General features: G+C 72.7%; 15 protein-coding genes. 9 read left to right on the plus strand and 6 right to left on the minus strand.

What is annotated here, in order from left to right; all coding sequences use genetic code 11:
- The first annotated feature begins 418 nt into the window (after positions 1–418).
- Complete coding sequence (locus tag ACFV9Q_RS13970; protein ID WP_377234898.1) at positions 419–1945, plus strand: adenylosuccinate lyase family protein; 1527 nt, start codon at positions 419–421, stop codon at positions 1943–1945.
- Between the two features lie 87 nt (positions 1946–2032).
- Here ACFV9Q_RS13970 and ACFV9Q_RS13975 read toward each other — a convergent pair whose 3' ends face one another.
- Positions 2033–2647, minus strand: a complete 615-nt coding sequence (locus tag ACFV9Q_RS13975; protein ID WP_377234899.1) for a ribonuclease H — start codon at positions 2645–2647, stop codon at positions 2033–2035.
- A gap of 130 nt (positions 2648–2777) precedes the next feature.
- Between ACFV9Q_RS13975 and ACFV9Q_RS13980 the strand changes: the two genes are divergently transcribed.
- The 4 genes from ACFV9Q_RS13980 (at position 2778) to ACFV9Q_RS13995 (ending at position 8621) form a co-directional block, all read left to right on the plus strand.
- The gene (locus ACFV9Q_RS13980) at positions 2778–3962 is read left to right on the plus strand and encodes a VIT1/CCC1 family protein (RefSeq protein ID WP_377234900.1); all 1185 of its coding nucleotides are present in this window, start codon (positions 2778–2780) and stop codon (positions 3960–3962) included.
- Positions 3963–4187: 225 nt separating this feature from the next.
- On the plus strand, positions 4188–5705 hold the full coding sequence (locus ACFV9Q_RS13985) for a hypothetical protein (RefSeq protein ID WP_377234901.1): 1518 nt from the start codon (positions 4188–4190) through the stop codon (positions 5703–5705).
- Between the two features lie 81 nt (positions 5706–5786).
- A complete protein-coding gene (locus ACFV9Q_RS13990; protein WP_377234902.1) occupies positions 5787–6929 on the plus strand; it encodes a hypothetical protein in 1143 nt (380 codons plus the stop codon).
- Positions 6930–7313: 384 nt separating this feature from the next.
- Positions 7314–8621, plus strand: coding sequence for an MFS transporter (locus ACFV9Q_RS13995; protein WP_377234903.1), 1308 nt, complete (start codon positions 7314–7316; stop codon positions 8619–8621).
- Positions 8622–8715: 94 nt separating this feature from the next.
- Here the strand turns inward: ACFV9Q_RS13995 and ACFV9Q_RS14000 are convergent, their stop codons facing one another.
- From ACFV9Q_RS14000 to ACFV9Q_RS14010, 3 genes are all read right to left on the minus strand, one after another.
- Positions 8716–10185, minus strand: a complete 1470-nt coding sequence (locus ACFV9Q_RS14000) for a flotillin family protein (RefSeq protein ID WP_377234904.1) — start codon at positions 10183–10185, stop codon at positions 8716–8718.
- Between the two features lie 101 nt (positions 10186–10286).
- Positions 10287–10748: an NfeD family protein gene (locus tag ACFV9Q_RS14005; RefSeq protein WP_377234905.1), complete on the minus strand. Its 462-nt coding sequence runs from the start codon at positions 10746–10748 to the stop codon at positions 10287–10289.
- A gap of 110 nt (positions 10749–10858) precedes the next feature.
- Positions 10859–12082, minus strand: a complete 1224-nt coding sequence (locus ACFV9Q_RS14010; RefSeq protein WP_377234906.1) for an MFS transporter — start codon at positions 12080–12082, stop codon at positions 10859–10861.
- 118 nt (positions 12083–12200) lie between these two features.
- On the opposite strand from ACFV9Q_RS14010, the gene ACFV9Q_RS14015 reads away from it, so the two are divergent.
- Together ACFV9Q_RS14015 and ACFV9Q_RS14020 are read left to right on the plus strand one after the other, a co-directional pair.
- Positions 12201–12512, plus strand: coding sequence for a GNAT family N-acetyltransferase (locus ACFV9Q_RS14015; RefSeq protein WP_377234907.1), 312 nt, complete (start codon positions 12201–12203; stop codon positions 12510–12512).
- A 249-nt stretch (positions 12513–12761) separates the two neighbouring features.
- Complete coding sequence (locus ACFV9Q_RS14020) at positions 12762–14408, plus strand: glycoside hydrolase family 10 protein (RefSeq protein WP_377234908.1); 1647 nt, start codon at positions 12762–12764, stop codon at positions 14406–14408.
- A 3-nt stretch (positions 14409–14411) separates the two neighbouring features.
- Here ACFV9Q_RS14020 and ACFV9Q_RS14025 read toward each other — a convergent pair whose 3' ends face one another.
- Complete coding sequence (locus tag ACFV9Q_RS14025; protein WP_377229299.1) at positions 14412–14747, minus strand: rhodanese-like domain-containing protein; 336 nt, start codon at positions 14745–14747, stop codon at positions 14412–14414.
- A 137-nt stretch (positions 14748–14884) separates the two neighbouring features.
- On the opposite strand from ACFV9Q_RS14025, the gene pgm reads away from it, so the two are divergent.
- Entirely contained in the window at positions 14885–16570 is a 1686-nt protein-coding gene (gene pgm / locus ACFV9Q_RS14030) for a phosphoglucomutase (alpha-D-glucose-1,6-bisphosphate-dependent) (RefSeq protein ID WP_377234909.1), read from the plus strand.
- Positions 16571–16676: 106 nt separating this feature from the next.
- Complete coding sequence (locus tag ACFV9Q_RS14035) at positions 16677–17672, plus strand: glycoside hydrolase family 6 protein (RefSeq protein ID WP_377234910.1); 996 nt, start codon at positions 16677–16679, stop codon at positions 17670–17672.
- 9 nt (positions 17673–17681) lie between these two features.
- Here ACFV9Q_RS14035 and ACFV9Q_RS14040 read toward each other — a convergent pair whose 3' ends face one another.
- Positions 17682–18377 (minus strand): TetR/AcrR family transcriptional regulator, encoded by a 696-nt coding sequence (locus ACFV9Q_RS14040; RefSeq protein WP_377234911.1) that lies wholly within the window; start codon positions 18375–18377, stop codon positions 17682–17684.
- Between the last annotated feature and the right edge of the window lie 54 nt (positions 18378–18431).

Raw genomic sequence — 18431 nt, forward strand, 5'->3', positions numbered from 1 at the left:
GGGCCCTCTGCGTCGTCAGAGCACTCCGTGCCGGCCGGGCCGCCGCGGTCCGGTCGCCGCCGTCCCGCGATGCGAGACGCGACAAAGTTCACCCGCACTCGCCGGAAGGCCTGGTCCGGGGCCGGATGTCACCGGAAATTCATGTGACGGACCTCACTCCCGTTACATTCTGGAAACACTTCCGCTAGCCTGGGGCGCGCATCCTCTCCCACAATTCGGTAGAGCAACCCGCTACGGCGAGTCGATGCAGGCGCATGAAGCACAGCGAGTTCGGCACGGTGAGCAGGCGGGCAAGGTCCCGCGGCGACCGGTACGACGTGGCAAGGAACTCGCCGGCAGCCTGGCCCCGAGACGGGGCACGGGCCCAGCAGAGCACGTCCATCACGTACGACACATGAACCGAGTGGGGTTACCAGGGATGAATGGCGAATCGATTCGACACTTCACGGACGGCCGCGTTCCCGACGCCGGGATCGCGCACCTCTTCAGCGTCGAGAACCGATTCCAGGCGCGCCTCGACGTCGAGGCTGCGCTCGCGCTCGCAGAGGCTGAGATCGGCCTGATCCCGGAGCCGGCCGGTGAGACGATCGCCCGGGCCGCGCAGATCGAGAAGCTGGACCTCGACCGCGTGGCGGCCGAGACCGCGTCGGCCAGCCACCCGCTGATGCCGCTCATCGAGGAGTTCGCCCGCGTGGTCGGGCGTCAGTACGGCGGCTGGGTGCACTGGGGCGCCACCACGCAGAACATCACGCAGACGGCGGACGTCCTCGTGCTGCGCGACGCGCACCGAGCGGTCAAGGACCTGCTCGCCAAGGTGCTGCGCGGCATGTCCAAGCTCGCGGAGGCCTCCGCGGCGGTGCCGATGGCGGGCCGCACGCACAGCCAGCACGCCGTGCCCGTCACGTTCGGCTTCAAGGTCGCCGTCTGGATCGACGAGCTGACGGCGCACACCGACCGGCTCGAGCGCCTCGAGGACCGGCTCTTCCGGGTGCTCATGGGCGGCGCCGTCGGCACGTTCGCGTCGTTCGGGCCGGCCGGCCGCGAGGTCGAGCGCCGGGTCGCCAACCACCTCGGGCTCGGCACCATGCCCGTGCCGTCGCGCGCGATCAACGACGGCATCGTCGAACTCGTCCTCGTCCTCGGCCAGGTCGCCGGGACCGCCGGCAAGATCGGCAAGGACATCTACTCGATGATGCAGCCGGAGTTCGGCGAGGCGTTCGAGCCCATCCCGGAGGGCACCGTCGGCAGCTCGACCATGCCGCACAAGCGCAACCCGCAGCTCGCCCTGGACCTCCTGTCGATGAGCGCCCAGCTCCGTGCGCTGGCCGCGCCCGCGCTGGAGTCGATGCAGCACGACCACGAGGCGAACGGCGGCATGACCGACCTCCTGGAGTCGACGGTCTCCCGCGCCGCCGTCCTGGCCGGCGACATCCTGACCCGCCTCGACGTGATCCTCGACGGCCTGGAGCTGGACGAGCAGCGGATGCGCGCCAACCTCGCGCTGAGCGAGGGCCTCATCGGCTCGGAGTCGCTCATGATGGAGCTCGGCGAGCGCATCGGCCGGCAGAAGGCCCACGAGGTCGTGTACGAGGTGGCGCAGGAGTCCGCCGTCGGCGACGAGCAGTTCCTCGACCTGCTGGTGCGGAACGCGACCGTCAGCGCGTACTTCGACCGGGACGAGATCTGCCGTCTGATCGACCCGCGCGCCTACCTCGGCGAGAGCGTCACCATCGCGCACGACATGGCCCAGCACGCCCGCGCCGTCGCCGACCGGCTCGAGTTCAGCGCCCGGACGGCCAAGCCGGTCCCGCTCTTCGTCCGTGCGGCGGCTGACGAGCCCGCCGACGAGGCGGGCACCGGGGGCGACGTCGTCGGCCCGGTCGACGACACCAGGGTGGCCGCCGCCGCGCGGACCCCGGAGGAGCTCCTGCTCGTCGGCCTGTAGGTCTCGCTCACTGCGGCTACCCAGCCGTCGCGCCCGGAACTCAGCGGCTTCCCGGGCGTGATGGCTGGGTAGCCGTTTGCGTTCCCCCTAGAAGAGGGTGTCCGACTCCCACGTGCGCCCGGCGCCGGCGCCGGTCACGACCGGCGTCGGCCGCGTCACGGGCGGCGCGCTCTCGCGGGCCTCGACGGTGAGGCTCCCGTCCCGCAGCTCGGCGTCGGGGATCATCCCGGCGTCCGGCACCAGCATCTCGCCGACGCCGCCGCGTCCCGCGGCCCACTCCTCCGCGGCGAACCCCGCGAGCTGGTCGACCCGGTCGTTGTACGGGTTGCCCACGTGACCACGCACCCAGTGGAACCGCACGGGGCCGGTGCGCTCGGTGACGGCGCGGTCGATGTCCTGCACCAGGCCGACGTTCGGCACTGGCTCGCCGGCGGGGGAGCGCCAGCCGTTGCGCTTCCAGCCCTCGGACCACTCGGACACGGACCGCACGGCGTACTGCGAGCCGGACTCCACGAGCAGCGGCTCGCTGCCGGGGTGCGCGTCGATGGCGCGGAGCAGAGCTGAGAGTGCCGCGACCTGATCGTTGCCCTGGGCCGCGCCGCCCGAGTCGAACTGCCCGCCCGCGTGGTTGATCCACGCCCATCCGATCGCGCCGCCCGGCGCGGCCGACCCGTGCGTGCTGACGATGATCACGGCGTCCATTGTGCATCCTTCTGCCCGAGAATCCGGACGCCTGGCCGGGGGTGGACGGCGTTCGAGAGTTCGGCGCGGCGAAACCGAGGCCAAGGGCCTACGAAACCCATGACCGGCGATCCACGGGCATGATGGCTGTGTGCCTCACGTACCTTCCGACCCCGCCCGTCGCTCGTCCGGCGGCACACCCACGCCCGAACAGCGCGCGCAGGGGCTGCACCCCTCGCGCCCCCGGACCCGCGCCGACATCCGGCGGTGGCGCCGGCTGCTCGCCGACGAGCGGGCCGAGGCCGCGGTCTACCGCGACCTGGCGGGCCGGCGCACGGGCGAGGAGCGGGAGATCCTGCTCGCGCTCGCGCGGGCGGAGAAGCGGCACGAGTCGCACTGGCTCGACCTCCTGGGTCCCGACGTCGGCGCGCCCGTGCGCGGCGACCTGCGGACCCGCGGACTCGGCTTCCTGGCCCGCCGCTTCGGCGGCGTCTTCGTGCTGGCGCTCGCCCAGCGGGCCGAGGCCCGGTCCTCGTACGCGCACGACGCGGACGCCACCGAGACGATGGCGGCCGACGAGCAGATCCACGAGGAGGTCGTGCGGGCGCTGGCCACCCGGGGCCGCAACCGGCTGTCGGGCACGTTCCGCGCCGCGGTCTTCGGCGCGAACGACGGGCTCGTGTCGAACCTCGCGCTCGTGCTCGGCATCGGCGCCTCCGGCGTCGCGACGAGCACCGTGCTGCTGACCGGGCTCGCGGGGCTTCTCGCGGGCGCGCTGTCGATGGGCGCCGGCGAGTTCGTGTCGGTGCGCTCGCAGCGGGAGCTGCTCGAGGCGTCGTCACCGTCGCCCACGGCCGACGCCGCGCTGCCGCACCTCGACGTCGACGCGAACGAGCTCGCGCTCGTGTACCGGGCCCGGGGCATGGCCGGCGAGGAGGCGACGGCGCGTGCCGACGCCGTGCTCGCGCGGCTCGCCGTGGCGCCCGTGTCGGGCGGGCTGCTCCTGGAGCCCGCCGCCGAGAACGACTCCGCCGACGAGGTGGACGACCTGGAGACGCACGGGACGGCGTGGGGAGCGGCGGTGTCGTCCTTCCTGTTCTTCGCGTCGGGTGCCGTCGTCCCGGTGCTGCCCTACCTCTTCGGCCTCGAGGGGCTCGCGGCGGTCGCCGTCGCGACCGCGCTGGTCGGGATCGCGCTGCTGGTGACGGGCGCCGTCGTCGGGCTGCTGTCGGGCACCTCCCCGCTCACCCGGGCGCTGCGGCAGATCGCGATCGGGCTCGGCGCGGCCGCCGCCACGTACGTCCTCGGCCTGGTGTTCGGGGCCACCGTCGGGTGATCCCGGAGAGTTCACCCGCGCCTCTTCCGCTGCCCGCCGATAGCCCTTGATGCCCTGAAATAACTGAGATATCGGGCCTCTTCCGACATACGCCGGTACCCATGCACAATATTCTCGATCCGCAAACCGCAGGTTTGTAGTTGCCGAACCTCGGAACGCACCGCAGATTAAATGTGTATGCATGGCTGCTGAGCGGCCCGTCAAGGGTCGGAGAGCGGGAGACCGATGTCGAAGGACGCACGGACGAGCACGGGGGACCACCTCCGTCGCGTCGTCGTGCGCGCCGTCGGCAGCCTCGCGCTCGGCGCCGCGGGCGTCGCGCTCGGCGTCGGCCTCGCGGCCCCGTCCAGCGCCGCCGAGCGCCCGTCGCTCGGGTCGCTGCTCGGCGACACGGTGGAGGCGACGGTGCAGACCGTCGTCCAGACGACCGAGGCGCTCGGGTCGGTCACGACGATCGACCAGGCCGTGCCGGGCGGTACCGGGTCGGCGACGACGCCGGACGCGCCGGGGTCCGCGACCCCTGCGCCGGAGGCTCCCGCGCCCGCCGCCGAGCCCGCGCCGAAGCCGGCCGAGCCCGCTGCCCCTGCTCCCGAGCCGGCGCCCGCCGAGCCCGCGTCGCCGTCGGCGGGCAAGCCGACGCCGGCCGCGCCGTCGTCGGCGGGGAAGCCGGCGGAGCCCGTCACCCAGGCCGTCGAGGACGTCGTCGCGGCGGTCTCCGGGGGCGTGCTGGAGCCGGTGACGACGCCGGTCAAGACGGTGACGGAGCCCGTGGGCCAGATCGTCGCCGGTGTCACGAAGCAGCCCGCCGAGCAGGTCGCCGAGGTCGTCGAGCAGGTCTCCGACCCGGTCCTCAAGCCCGTCACGGAGCAGGTCGGCAACGTCCTGACCCCGGTGACCGAGCCGGTCGGCGAGGTGCTCGCCCCGGTGACGGGCGTCGTCGGGCAGGTCGTCTCGCCGCTCGCTCCGGTGCTCGGCGCCGTGACCGAGCCGCTGGCGCCCGTGACGGGCGGCCTCCTGGCCCCCGTGGCCGACGTGCTCGCCCCGGTGACCGGCGCGGTGGGCGGCGTGACCGCCCCGATCACCCAGGTGCTCAAGCCGGTGACCACTCCGGTCACGGACGCCCTGGCGCCCGTGCTGACGCCGGTCGGCGAGGTGCTCGCCCCGGTCGTCGAGCCGCTGACCCCGGTCGTCGAGCCGCTGACCCCGATCGTGGAGCCGCTCGTCCCGGCGCCCGCCGTGCTGCCGGCCGAGCCGGCCACGGGCGGGCCGGCGACGGACGCGCCGACGACGGTGGTCCCGACCCAGCGGGTCGACGACCCCACAGAGCCGACGTACCCGGGGGCGCTGCAGACCCCCGGTGACGCCGCGGGTGTCGTGGTCTGGACCTCAGCCGGGGTCCAGCACGCGATGCTCGACCTGATGCGTGCCCCCGCCCCCGCGGCCGCGGTGGACACCGTCGACGCGCTGATCGTGACGGCGGGCGTCGTGGAGACGGGCGGCCCCGGCCTGCTGGGCGCGGGCCTCCCGCTCGCCGCCGGCGGCGTGGGCACCGCAGCGTCCGCCGGGAGCGCCGGCGGCGCCCTGGGCGGCGGCGCCCCGCAGCTCAAGGTGCCGGGCGGCGACGCCCTGGCCGTGCTCTCCGCCCTGCTGGTCTTCCGGGCGCGCTCCTGGCGCGTGTCGACCGACGAGTCGCGCGCCAAGCTGGCGAGCAGCTACACGGACATCCCCGTCTCTCCTGCCTGACCTGGCTGGTCCGCGCACACGTGTGCGGTACCACCCGACGGCGTATGTGCCGTCGGCTCCACGCCAGGCAAGGAGAGACCCATGCACAAGAACTTCCGACGGGCGCTGTACACGGCGCTCGTGACGGGCGGCCTCGTGGTCGTCGGCGCCGCCTCGGCCTACGCCGTGGGCGGCGGTCAGCCGGATGCTGCTCAGGGAGCCCCCGAGACGATCGAGGGTGCTGCCTCGCCTGCTGCTGCGCCCGAGGGGCCGGCCGACGGCGCCGCGGAGGTCGCGGCGGACGACGGCGCGGCTGAGGCCGCCGCGACGGTCACTCCGGCCGACGACATGGCGGAGCTTGCTCCGGCCGATGACGGCGCAGGGTCAGTCGGGCACGTCGACATCTCCGGCGTCGTCGAGGAGGTCCTCGACGGGACGCTCGGTGAGGACGGCCTGGTCGACGGGATCCTCGAGGGTCTCCTGCCCGTCGAGACCGAGGTGCCCGGCGCCGATCCCGGTGCCGGTGAGCCCGGCGTGGAAGAACCTGGTGCCGGAGAACCTGGCACGGACGAGCCGGGCACGGAGCCCGGTGCCGGAGAACCCGGCACGGACGAGCCCGGCACCGATCAGCCCGGCACCGATCCGGGCACCGACGGACCGGGCATCCTCGATCCCGGCATCCTCGATCCCGACGGGGGTGACCCCGACGTCGTCGAACCGGGTGTCGGTGAACCTGGACCCGGTGAGCCCGCGCCCGGCCGTCCCGGCCGCGACACGCTCGGGACCGGTGGTTCGCGGCCCGTGCACGAGACACTTCCCGGGGCGGACGCCCCCGGGATCACCCACCCCGCTGGTGACCGGTCAGCCGCGGCTGCCGGCATCGCGGCGGCAGACGCCGCGCCCGGTTCCGCCGACGCGGCGGACGCGGCCGACACCGACGCGTCGTCCGCCGACGTGGTCCAGGAGCCCGACACCGAGAACGCCGGCGTCGACCTCAGCTGGGGTGACAGGGCGGTCGTCGTGCCGACGGCCTACGACGGGACGCTCCTGGCGGGCGGTCCGCACGAGGGCTACCTCATCGGCACATCGAACAGGCTCGACGGGCAGGTGGTGCCGGTGGACGTTCCCGGCGAAACCCTTGCCCAGACGGGCCCCATGATCACGGGGCAGCTCGCGCTGGTCTCGCTCCTTCTGGGGCTGGGCATCGTGGTGCTCCGTATGCGTCGCCGTCGTTACGTGGTCTGAACCACGGAGCGACGGGCGACAACGGCCCGGGTGCGGTCCTGCCGACGAGCTTGTCAAGGGGCTCGTGAAGCAGGACCGGCTCAGCCCGGGTCGGAGAGGTTCGTGAGGTCGGGGCGCCGCTGGGGGGCGTCCCGGCCCACGGACCGGAGTCTGGGGTCGGGACACCGCTGGGGGGTGTCCCGGCCCACGGACCCGAGTCTGGGGTCGGGGCGCCGCTGGGGGGCGGCCCGGCCCACGGACGAGGTGGACAGAGCGGGAGCTCAGGGCATCGGGGGGTGACCTGGGCGCCCGCTCTGTCATGTCCGGGTTCGACATCGGGGTGCGGCGAACGTCATACGGACGCCGCCGTCCGACGGCGTTGCCCGGGCATACGATCGGACCACCATGCGCCATCTGCTCGCCGACACCACGCCCCTGAAGGTGTCGCCGGACTACCGGCGCCTCTGGTTCGGCCTGTCGATCTCCAACATCGGCACGCAGGTGACCATCGTCGCGGTGGGCCTGCAGGTCTACGCCCTGACCGGCTCCACCCTCGCCGTCGGCGTCCTGGGCCTGTTCTCGCTGGTGCCGCTGGTGGCGCTGGGCCTGTACGGCGGGGCGCTCGTGGACCACTACGACCGGCGCAAGGTCTCGCTCATCTCCTCGGCGGTGCTGTGGCTGGTCGTGGCCGGCATCGCCGTGCAGGCCTGGCTCGACCTGGAGTCCGTGGAGCTGCTGTACGGCCTGGTCGCGGTGCAGAGCGCGGCGTTCGCGATCAACAACCCCGCGCGCTCGGCGATCATCCCGCGGCTGCTGCCCAAGGAGCTCATGCCCGCGGCCAACGCGCTGTCGTCGCTCTCGATGAACGTCGCGCTGACCGGCGGGCCGCTCATCGGCGCGCTCCTGGTGGCGCAGCTCGGCTACGCCTGGGCGTACACGCTGGACATGGTGCTGTTCCTGGCGGCGCTCTGGGCCGTGTTCCGGCTGCCGCCGGTGCTGCCGGAGGGCATGGGCGAGGGCGGCAGCGGGAACGGCCGCAGCCGGGTGGGCGCCGTCGGGCTGCGCTCGGTGCTGGACGGTCTGCGCTACCTCGCCACCCAGCCCAACGTGCGCACCACGTTCCTCGTCGACATCTGCGCCATGGTGCTGTCGTTCCCGCGGGTGCTGTGGCCCGCCGCCGGCGTCATCTACCTGGGCGGCGGCGAGACGACGACGGGTGTGCTCGCCGCGGCCTTCGCCGTCGGCGGCATCCTGGCGAGCGTGTTCTCCGGCGGGCTGACGCGCCTGCGCAAGCAGGGGCAGATCATCGTCTGGGCCATCACGGCGTGGGGCCTGTCGATCGCCGCGTTCGGGCTGGTGCTGGTGCTGGTGGGCCGCGGGTCGCCCGACGGGACGATCGTCTGGGCCGTGGTGGCCGCCGGGATCGCGCTCGCGTTCGCCGGGGGGTCGGACAGCATCTCGTCCGTGTTCCGCCAGAGCATCCTGCAGACCGCCACCCCGGACCACATGCGCGGGCGGCTGCAGGGCGTGTTCATCGTGGTGGTGGCCGGCGGCCCGCGTCTCGGGGAGATGGTGCTCGGCGCAGAGGCGACCTGGTTCGGCGAGGGCTGGGCGGCCGTGGCCGGCGGGCTCACGTGCGTGGTGCTGCTCTGGCTGATCGTCCGCCTGACTCCGCGGTTCTGGCGCTACGACGCGCGCCACCCGGAGCCCTGACAACGCAACGTCCCTGACGCGGCAGCACCCCGGACGTGTCAGACCCCCAGGTCCCTCGGGGGACCTGGGGGTCTGACAGCTCGTGCGGGGTGGGTCAGTTCTTGTCGGCGACGTCCCCGCCCGCGGTGCCCGCACCGTTGCCGTGCGTGGGACCGGCCAGACCCGAGATCAGCGAGTTGATGTCCACGCCGGTGAGCTGCTTGATGACGCCCTGGCCCTCGCCGAGCACCGCGGCCACGTTCTTGGTGATCGCGGAGGCCCCGTCGGTCGAGACCACGGTCATGCCCTGGATCGAGGCGATCGGCTCGGCGGCGGCCCGGACGATGTCCGGGAGGCGCTCGATGAGCTCCTGCACCAGCGCGGCCTCGCCGTACTTGCGCAGGGCCTCGGCCTTGGCGTCGGTGGCCGTCGCCTCCGCGAGACCCTCGGCCTCGACGGCGGCGGCGCGCGCCCGGCCCTCGGCCTCGATACCGGCGGCGAGGGCGACCTGCCGGTCGCGCTCGGCCTCACCGGCGCGGCGGACCGACTCGGCGGACGCCTCGGCGTCCTGCAGCGCGGCCGTCTTGTTGGCCTGCGCGATCGTGGTGCGCTTGAACGCCTCGGCCTCGGTGGCCGCGTTGTTGGCGTCGCGGCGGGCGTTCGCGCCCTGGACCTCGGCGTACGCCTTGGCCTCCGCGGGCTTGCGCACCTCGATGTCGAGGCGCTCCTGCTCCACGCGCGCCTTCTCGGCCATGGCCTCCCGCTCCTGCTGGGCCACGAGCCGGTCCTGCTCGGCCCGGGCGAGCTGGCCGGCGGCGTCGGCCTCGGCGTTCGCCTTGTCGGTCTCCGCCTTGATGGCGGCCTTCTTGAGGTCGAGCGCCTTCTGGCGCTCGGCGATCTGCTCGGCGGCCTCGATCACGGCGAACTCCGACGCGCGGTTCGCCTCGGCCTCGGACACCTCGGCGAGCTGACGGGCGTTGGCGGCCTCGGCGCGGCCGAGGTTCGCGAGGTAGTCCGAGCCCGGCGTCGAGATGTCGGAGATGTTCAGCAGGTCGACCTGGAGGCCCTGCTCCGAGAGGTCCGTCTTGGTCGACTGCACCACGCGGTCGGACAGGCCCTTGCGGTCCGAGATGATCTGCTCGATCGTCATGTCGCCGACGATCGACCGCAGCGAGCCCTCCAGGGACTCCTTGATGATCTCGGTGAGCAGGTGCTGCTGGGACAGGAAGCGCTGCGCGGCACGCCGCACACCCTCCTCGTCACCGCGCACCTTGAAGTTGATCGACGCCTTGATCGCGATCTTGATGCGGTTCTTGTCGACGCCCTCGACGGTGATGCCGATCTGCCGCTGCTCGAGCGAGATCGAGAAGCCCTGCTGCAGCACCGGCCAGACGAAGGCGCGGCCCCCGACGACGACGCGCTGGCTCGCCGTCTGGGCCTCGGACTTCCCCGCGCCGCGGCCCACGACGATCAGCGCCTCGTTCGGCGGCACCCGCCGGATGCGGCTCGCGACGAACGCGAGGACGAGGAAGATCGCGAGGACGCCCGCGGCGACGGCGATGACACCTATGAGTTGACCGGTCATTTCGGCTCCTGGGGTGGGGTGTGCCGGCCGAGCCGTCGAGCGGTCCCGGCCGAGGGTGCGTTCGGGGAGGGGCGGGGGACGGGGTGGCGCCGGGGCCAGGCTCAGCGCACGGGCTCGACCTTGACCCGGGAACCGTGCTGCTCGACGACGACGACGCGCGTGCCCTGCTCGATCGGCTCGTCCGAGAACGCGAGCCGGGCCTCCAGCTCCGTGGCGGCGTCCAGCGAGACCTCACCGTGCCCGCGGTCGACGTCGGAGGTCACGCTTCCTTGCGCGCCGACCAGGGAGACCGGGGCGCCGTCCTCGCCGGCCTTGAGGCGCTTGATCAGCACGTTGACCAGGACGATCACCAGGACAGCGACCACGAGGCCAGCGGGGTAGGCGACCCAGACGGGAAGGCCGGACGAAACGATCACCGTGCCGGTCGCGCCGAAGAGCAGCGCACCCGCGCCGAGCGACGTGCCCGAGATGGCGCCGTCGAGCAGGTCGAAGAAGTCGCCGAGCAGCAGTGACGCGAGCGCGAGGGCGAGCCCGAGGAGACCGATGACGATGAAGACGAGCATGCGCGTCCGTTCGTGAAGTTTCTGGGAGTCGTCTGCAAGTTATCAGGAAATGGAATGTTATCTCCTGATAAAAGGGGTGAACTTCTACTCCGTCCGCAGGTGCGCGGGCGTTACTCCCGTGCCGCGGACTGGCGCCGCAGCGTGCGGGCCGCGGCCAGCGTCAGCAGGGTGGCGAACCAGGCCGCGGCGACGGGCACCAGAAAGCCCGCGGTCGCCCCGGCGTCGTCCACCCGCAGCCCGGCGACGGACGCGCCGAGCGAGGCGCCGATGCCGATCGAGGTGCCCACCCAGGTCAGGGCCTCGGTGAGCTGATGCTTGCCGACCATGTCCTGCACCAGGCCGTTGCCCGTGATGACGGTGGGTGCGATGGCCAGACCGGCCACGAACATCGCGGCCGCCAGCGCCCAGAGCGTGTGCGCGAGAAGGAAGAGGGACACGCCCGGGCCGAGCGCAGCCATGCCGATCACGAACCGCCGGACCGCCGGGCTCGTGAAGTGCCGGGCACCGTAGACGAGCCCCGCCACCATGGAGCCCAGCGCGAACACCGCGAGCACGAGGCCGGAGGCGCCCTTGCTGCCCTGCTCCTCCGCGAACGCGACGGTGACGACCTCCATGGAGCCGAAGATCATGCCCATGGCCACGAAGACGAGCACCAGCACGGGCATCCCCGGCACGAGGACGACCGGCCGGTGCCGCACCTCGGCGTCGGCGGCCACGACGGCCGGCTCCGTGGACCGCTGCATCAGGAACAGCAGCCCGCCGACCAGCGCCGCGATCCCGGCGACCACCAGGGCGGACGGCGCGGCCACCGCCGTCGCGAGCGTCGTGGCCAGCACCGGGCCCACGATGTAGACCAGCTCGTCGACCGACGACTCCAGCGAGTACGCGGTGTGCAGCCGGCGTGGGTCATCCAGCACGCCGTTCCAGCGGGCCCGGACCATGGAGCCGTACGAGCCCTGGCTCCCGCCGGCGATCGCGGCGAGCGGCCACAGCACCCACTCCGGGGCGCCGAGCACCGCGGCCGTGACGAGCCCGCCCAGCCCGGTGACGGACACGAGCAGCGCGGGCAGCAGCACCCTCCGCTGACCGCGCCGGTCCACCCAGCGGGCGATCTGCGGGGCGAGGAACGCCTGCGCCAGGCCCAGCACCGCCGCGACGCGGCCCGCCATGGCGTAGCTGTCGTACAGGCCCTGGACCATGAGCACGGCGCCGATGCCGACCATCGACATCGGGAGCCGGGCCAGCGCGCCGGCCACGGAGAACTTGAGCGCACCGGGAGTACGGAGCACCGCCGTGTAGGGGTTGGAGCGGGGTGAGGCGGCGGTCTGTGGCACGGGTCGAGTCTCGCACCGACCACTGACACCGGCCCCGCGTCCCCTGGTGACCCGGCTCACGTCGCGACCGGCCGTACGGGGCTGGCGACCGGCTGCCCGGTGCCGCACGATGGGCCCCATGACGGACGAGCCCCAGGTGACAGTGGTCGACAACCCCGACGAGCCCCGGTTCGAGGTGCGCGTCGACGGCACCCTGGCCGGCTTCGCGGTCTACGAGACGGATCCGGGCGTCGTGTACTTCGTGCACACCGAGGTCTTCGAGGAGTTCGCCGGCCAGGGCCTGGCGGGCCGGCTCGCGCAGGCGGCGCTCGGCATGGTGCGCGAGGCGGGCGACAAGATCGTGCCGCTGTGCCCGTACATCAAGGCGTACGTGCGCAAGCACTCGCCCGAGTACGACGACCTGCTGGGGGCTCCGGTCCCGGAGGTGTGAAAGTAAGTTTCACAATCTCGTTCACTGTGCAAACTTCACATCCGACGCGACATGTGCGAGAGTTTCCCCACGGCGTCGCCCGGTGGCATTGTTTGTCACCTCAGTGTGGCCGATCGACGCCGGCCAACCTAGCAAAACCACATCACCGAGCACCACGGCACCAACCCCCAGCAGCCAGCACCGGAGGTCAAGCACGTGAGGCACCCCGCCCGCCGTGAGGCGACCGATCTGCCAGCCTATGCGCGCACCATGTCGCTCCAGAAGGAACGGCAGGCGGGGGTGATGTCGGGGATCGGACGCCGGGAGTTCCTCACCATGGCGGCGACGGGCACGGCGGCCGCCGCGATCGGTGTCTCGATCGCGGCGCTCGACCCCGCCACGGCGCTCGGGGCCACGGCCATGACGGGCAACGCGACGCCGGAGCCGTCGTCGGCCCTCGGGCTCAAGCGCGAGCTGCGCGCCATGTGGATCGCCACCGTGGCCAACATCGACTGGCCGTCGACGAGCGGCCTCGACGCGGACACCCAGAAGGCGGAGTTCCTGCACTGGCTCGACGTGGCGGAGGAGCACCGGCTCAACGCCGTGTTCGTGCAGGTGCGCCCCACGGCCGACGCGTTCTACGACAGCCCTTACGAGCCCTGGTCCAAGTACCTGACGGGCACGCAGGGGCAGGACCCGGGCTACGACCCGCTCGCGTTCATGGTCGAGGAGGCGCACCGGCGCAACATCGAGCTGCACGCCTGGTTCAACCCGTACCGCGTCTCGATCGAGGCAGACCTGTCGCAGCTCGTCCCCGAGCACCCGGCACGGCAGCACGCGGACTGGGTGTGGGAGTACAACGGCCGGCTCTACTTCGACCCGGGCATCCCTGCGGCGCAGGAGCACATCCAGCAGTCCATCCTGCACGCGGTGGAGAACTACGACGTCGACGGCGTGCACTTCGACGACTACTTCTACCCGTACCCGCTGGACGGCCACGTGCTGCCGGACATCGGCACGTACGAGCAGTACGGCGCCGGCTTCGACACGATCGAGGACTGGCGGCGGAACAACGTCGACCACTTCGTCGAGACGATGAGCGTCCGCATCAAGGAGACCAAGCCCTGGGTCAAGTTCGGGATCAGCCCGTTCGGGATCTGGCGCAACTCCACTACCGACCCGCTGGGTTCGGACACCGGCGGGCAGGAGTCGTACGACGACCTCTACGCCGACACCCGCAAGTGGGTGCTCGAGGGCTGGCTCGACTACGTGAACCCGCAGGTCTACTGGCAGATCGGGCTCGCGGTGGCCGACTACGCGAAGCTCGTGCCGTGGTGGGCCGAGGTCGCCGCGCAGTCGGGCACGCAGCTCTACGTGGGCGAGGCCCTCTACAAGGTGACGAGCGGGGTCTTCACCGACCCCGACGAGCTCACCAACCACCTCGACCTCTGCCGGGAGGTCAGCCGCGACGTCGGGCCGATCCACGGCAACGTCTACTACTCGGCGGTGCACGTGCCGGCCGACCCGCAGGGCGCGATGAGCAAGGTCGTCGCCGACCACTACCAGCACCCGGCGCTCGTACCGCCGATGCCGCACCTGCCCGCGGACCCGGTGGTCACCCCGGTGCTCACCAAGGCCCGCCGCGTGCGCGACGGCGTCCGGATCCACCTCGCCGACATCGGCAACAAGGACGCGCGCGCGACGTCGTTCGCCGTCTACCGCGTGGAGGGCGCCGCCGAGTCGGTCGACACGAACGATCCGGCGAACCTCGTGGGCACGTTCCGCGCGGCGAGCGGGCGCGTCCAGTCGTGGCTCGACACATCGGTGGGGCGCGGCGAGACGTACACCTACGCCGTCACCGCGCTGGACCGGGTCTGGAACGAGACCGACCCGAGCCAGCCGCGGGTCGCGGAGTAGGCGTCAGCGCTCGACCGGCAGGCCCGCGCCGGCCCAGGCGACGATGCCGCCGTCGAGGTTGGTCGCCTCGAACCCGACCGCCTCGTTGAGCCACTGGGTGGCGCGCGCGGACCGGCCGCCGGAGTGGCAGATGACCAGGATCGGCGCGTCGGCGTCGAGCTCGCCGTAGCGCACGGGCAGGTCGCCCAGCGGGATGTGGACGGCGCCCGGGGCGTGCCCGGCGTCCCACTCGTCCTGCTCGCGCACGTCCAGCAGGACGGAGCCGGCGGGGACGGGGGCGGACGGGTCGAGCTCGCTGGGGTGGCGCGAGGGGATCTCGGGCTGCATCGGCGGGAACATGTCGCCAGCCTACGACGGCTGCGTGGGGGCGCCGGGCCGCCGTCACCCGAGCGAGAACGCGGGGCGGACGCGGAGCCAGGGGGCGAACCCGAGCGTGGGCGACGACGGACCCGCCCGGACCTGGCAGTATCGGGCGTATGGATGCGCGTGCCGGAACTCCCGCCCAGCCCAGCGACCTGATCGACGTCGACCGGGTGGTCGGGGCCTACTACGACCTCTCCCCGGACCCGGGCGACCCTGGCCAGCAGGTCGCCTTCGGTACGTCCGGGCACCGCGGGTCGAGCCTCGACCATGCCTTCAACGAGGACCACATCGTGGCGATCACCGCCGCGATCGTCGAGTACCGGCGCGGTCAGGGCACGGACGGGCCCCTGTTCATCGGACGGGACACGCACGCGCTGTCCTACCCGGCCTGGCGGACGGCGCTGGAGGTGCTCGCCGCGGCCGACGTCGACGTCATGGTCGACGCGCGCGACTCGTGGACCCCGACGCCCGCCGTCAGCCAGTCGATCCTGCTGCACAACCAGACGCGGTTCGCCGAGGGGACCCCGGGCCAGGCCGCCCCGGGCCTGGGCCTCGCGGACGGCATCGTGGTGACGCCGTCGCACAACCCGCCGCGCGACGGTGGCTTCAAGTACAACCCGCCGCACGGCGGGCCCGCCGACTCAGACGCGACCGGGTGGATCGCGGACCGGGCCAACGAGCTCCTGCGCACCGGCGTCGGGCAGGTGAAGCGGGTGCAGCTCGACCAGGCGCTCGCCGCCGAGACCACGCACCGGCACGACTACCTGTCGACGTACGTGGACGACCTCGCGAACGTCCTCGACCTGGACGCCATCCGCACCTCCGGGGTGCGGATCGGGGCCGACCCGCTGGGCGGGGCCTCGGTGGAGTACTGGGGCGCGATCGCCGAGCGGTACGACCTCGACCTCACCGTCGTCAACCCGCAGGTCGACCCGCGCTGGTCGTTCATGACGCTGGACTGGGACGGCAAGATCCGCATGGACTGCAGCTCCCCGTACGCGATGGCGTCGCTGGTGCAGCGGATGACCGCCGGCGACGGCCCGGCGCCCTTCGACGTCGCGACCGGCAACGACGCGGACTCCGACCGGCACGGCATCGTCACGGCCGACGGCCTCATGAACCCCAACCACTTCCTCGCCGTGGCGATCGAGTACCTGTACGGCGGCTCGCGCCCGAACTGGCCCGCCGACGCGGCGATCGGCAAGACGCTCGTGTCGTCGGCGCTCATCGACAAGGTGGCGGGCGGGCTGGACCGCCGCCTCGTGGAGGTGCCGGTCGGCTTCAAGTGGTTCGTCCCGGGTCTGCTGTCGGGCGAGGTCGGTTTCGGCGGGGAGGAGTCGGCGGGCGCGTCGTTCCTGCGCAAGGACGGCCGCGTCTGGTCCACCGACAAGGACGGCCTGCTGCTCGCGCTGCTCGCCTCGGAGATCCTGGCGACCACCGGCAGGTCGCCCTCGGAGCACCACGCGGACCTGGTCGGGCGCTACGGCGAGAGCTGGTACGCCCGCGTCGACGCCGCCGCCACGCGGGAGCAGAAGGCCCGGCTCGGCGCGCTGTCGCCGCGCGATGTCTCGTCCACGACGCTCGCGGGGCAGGCCATCACGGCCAAGCTGACCGAGGCGCCCGGCAACGGCGCGAAGGTCGGCGGGCTCAAGGTCACGACGAGGGACGCGTGGTTCGCCGCGCGGCCCAGCGGCACCGAGGACGTGTACAAGATCTACGCGGAGTCGTTCGTGTCCGAGGAGCACCTCACCCAGGTGCAGGACGCCGCCCGGAAGCTGGTCGACGAGGCGCTGAGCTGAACTTAAACGATGTGGGTGGTTCTGCCGGGGGCGGCGGTTTCCTAGCGTCACGCGGGCACGCCTCGGCCGTTCGGCCGGGCGTGGACCCGGACGAACGGAGAGCGCCATGTCCCGTGCACGACGCCGTACCCGAACGGCGGCCCTGGCCGCAGCACTCGCCCTCGTGACCACCGCGACCCTGACGACGCAGAGCGCCACCGCCGGGGTGACCAGCCTCGGGGTCACCAGCCTCGGGGTGACGAGCCTCGAGGCGGCGCCTGCGGCGTCCGACCTCTACGTGGACACGAACACCCAGGCGTACGCGGCCTGGGCGGCGGCGAGCGGGACCGACAAGGACCTGCTGGCGAAGATCGCCCTGACCCCGCAGTCGTACTGGGTGGGCAACTGGGCGGACGCCGACCACTCCCGCGACGAGGTCGTGGACTACACGGGCCGGGCCGCGGACGCCGGCGCCACCGGTGTGCTGACCGTGTACGCGATCCCGGGCCGCGACTGCGGCAACCACTCCGGCGGCGGGGTGCCCGAGAGCGAGTACGCGCGGTGGGTCGACACGGTGGCGAGCGGCATCGAGGGCAACCCCGTGGTGGTCCTCGAACCGGACGCCCTGGCCCAGCTCGGCGACTGCGACGGCCAGGGCGACCGCGTCGGGTACCTGCGGTACGCGGCGGCCTCGCTGACCGACGCCGGCGCGCGGGTCTACGTCGACGCCGGGCACTCGGGCTGGCTGAGCCCGGCGGAGGCCGCGCGCCGGTTGCAGCTGATCGGCTTCTCGGACGCCGTCGGGTTTGCGCTCAACACGTCGAACTACCAGACCACGGCGGCCACCCAGGCCTATGCGGAGCAGGTGTCGTCCCAGGTGGGCGGCCGCCCCTACGTGATCGACACGTCGCGCAACGGCAACGGGTCCAACGGCGAGTGGTGCAACCCGCGCGGCCGCGCGCTGGGTGAGCAGCCCCGGTTCGTGGACGACGCGACGTCGCTCGACGCGCTGCTGTGGGTCAAGCTCCCCGGCGAGTCGGACGGCGCGTGCAACGGCGGCCCGGCGGCCGGCGCGTGGTGGCAGGAGATCGCGCTGGAGCTGGCGGCCAACGCGAGCTGGTAGCTCAGCAGCTCAGTCGGCGGCCGTGACCAGGAGGTTGACGAGCTGGCTCAGGACGGCGGTGCCGGGTGCGGCATCGCCGTCCTCCTGCGTGGGGTTGGCGACGACGGCGGCCCGCGCGGACGACTCGTACACGCTGAGCAGCAGGTCGACCGCCGTGCGCCGGTCGACCGTGAACCGCAGGCCGAAGTCCTGGAGGATCCGCTCGATCGCGGCGCCCAGCTCGGTGCGGAGGGTCTGCTCCTGCGCGAGGAACGGCCGGCCCACGGCCGGGTCGCGCATGGCGAGCAGCTCCAGCTCGGCGCGCATCAGCGCCCACTGCTGCGCGTCCCCGACGTTCGTGACCACCACCGAGAGGATGGTGCCGATCGCGTCGTGGTCCACGGCGCCGCAGCGGACGAGGTTCGGCTCCAGCTCCTTGCCGATGGACTCCAGCGAGACGAGCTGCCGGCGCATCGCCCGTTCGGCGAGCGCGAGGAAGAGCTCTTCCTTGCTGGAGAAGTTCGAGTAGAAGGCACCACGGCTGAAACCCGCCGCCTCGCAGACGGCTTCGATCGACGCGCCGCGGATGCCGTGCTGGGCGAAGACCGCGAAGGCGGCGTCGAGCAGGCGTTCGCGGGTTCGTTCACGTCGTGGGGTCAGGGCCGTGGCGAACGCGCGCTCGACGGACGACCCTGAGCCGACGTCGCTGGCGGGCTCGGTGGTCACAGCAGCTCCTCGGGGTATCGAGTGGCCAGTCTATCAATACATCCGTGTATCCGA

The sequence above is a fragment of the Promicromonospora sp. NPDC059942 genome (assembly GCF_042731755.1).
Lineage (GTDB): Bacteria > Actinomycetota > Actinomycetes > Actinomycetales > Cellulomonadaceae > Promicromonospora.

Excerpts from the sequence above, each read along its gene's own strand:
- ACFV9Q_RS14035 (WP_377234910.1), top strand. The coding sequence starts at position 16,677 with ATGTCCCGTGCACGACGCCGTACCCGAACGGCGGCCCTGGCCGCAGCA.
- ACFV9Q_RS14025 (WP_377229299.1), bottom strand. The coding sequence starts at position 14,747 with ATGTTCCCGCCGATGCAGCCCGAGATCCCCTCGCGCCACCCCAGCGAG.
- ACFV9Q_RS14000 (WP_377234904.1), bottom strand. The coding sequence starts at position 10,185 with ATGACCGGTCAACTCATAGGTGTCATCGCCGTCGCCGCGGGCGTCCTC.
- ACFV9Q_RS13990 (WP_377234902.1), top strand. The coding sequence starts at position 5,787 with ATGCACAAGAACTTCCGACGGGCGCTGTACACGGCGCTCGTGACGGGC.
- ACFV9Q_RS14005 (WP_377234905.1), bottom strand. The coding sequence starts at position 10,748 with ATGCTCGTCTTCATCGTCATCGGTCTCCTCGGGCTCGCCCTCGCGCTC.
- ACFV9Q_RS13985 (WP_377234901.1), top strand. The coding sequence starts at position 4,188 with ATGTCGAAGGACGCACGGACGAGCACGGGGGACCACCTCCGTCGCGTC.
- pgm (WP_377234909.1), top strand. The coding sequence starts at position 14,885 with ATGGATGCGCGTGCCGGAACTCCCGCCCAGCCCAGCGACCTGATCGAC.
- ACFV9Q_RS14015 (WP_377234907.1), top strand. The coding sequence starts at position 12,201 with ATGACGGACGAGCCCCAGGTGACAGTGGTCGACAACCCCGACGAGCCC.
- ACFV9Q_RS13995 (WP_377234903.1), top strand. The coding sequence starts at position 7,314 with ATGCGCCATCTGCTCGCCGACACCACGCCCCTGAAGGTGTCGCCGGAC.
- ACFV9Q_RS13970 (WP_377234898.1), top strand. The coding sequence starts at position 419 with ATGAATGGCGAATCGATTCGACACTTCACGGACGGCCGCGTTCCCGAC.
- ACFV9Q_RS14020 (WP_377234908.1), top strand. The coding sequence starts at position 12,762 with ATGTCGCTCCAGAAGGAACGGCAGGCGGGGGTGATGTCGGGGATCGGA.
- ACFV9Q_RS13975 (WP_377234899.1), bottom strand. The coding sequence starts at position 2,647 with ATGGACGCCGTGATCATCGTCAGCACGCACGGGTCGGCCGCGCCGGGC.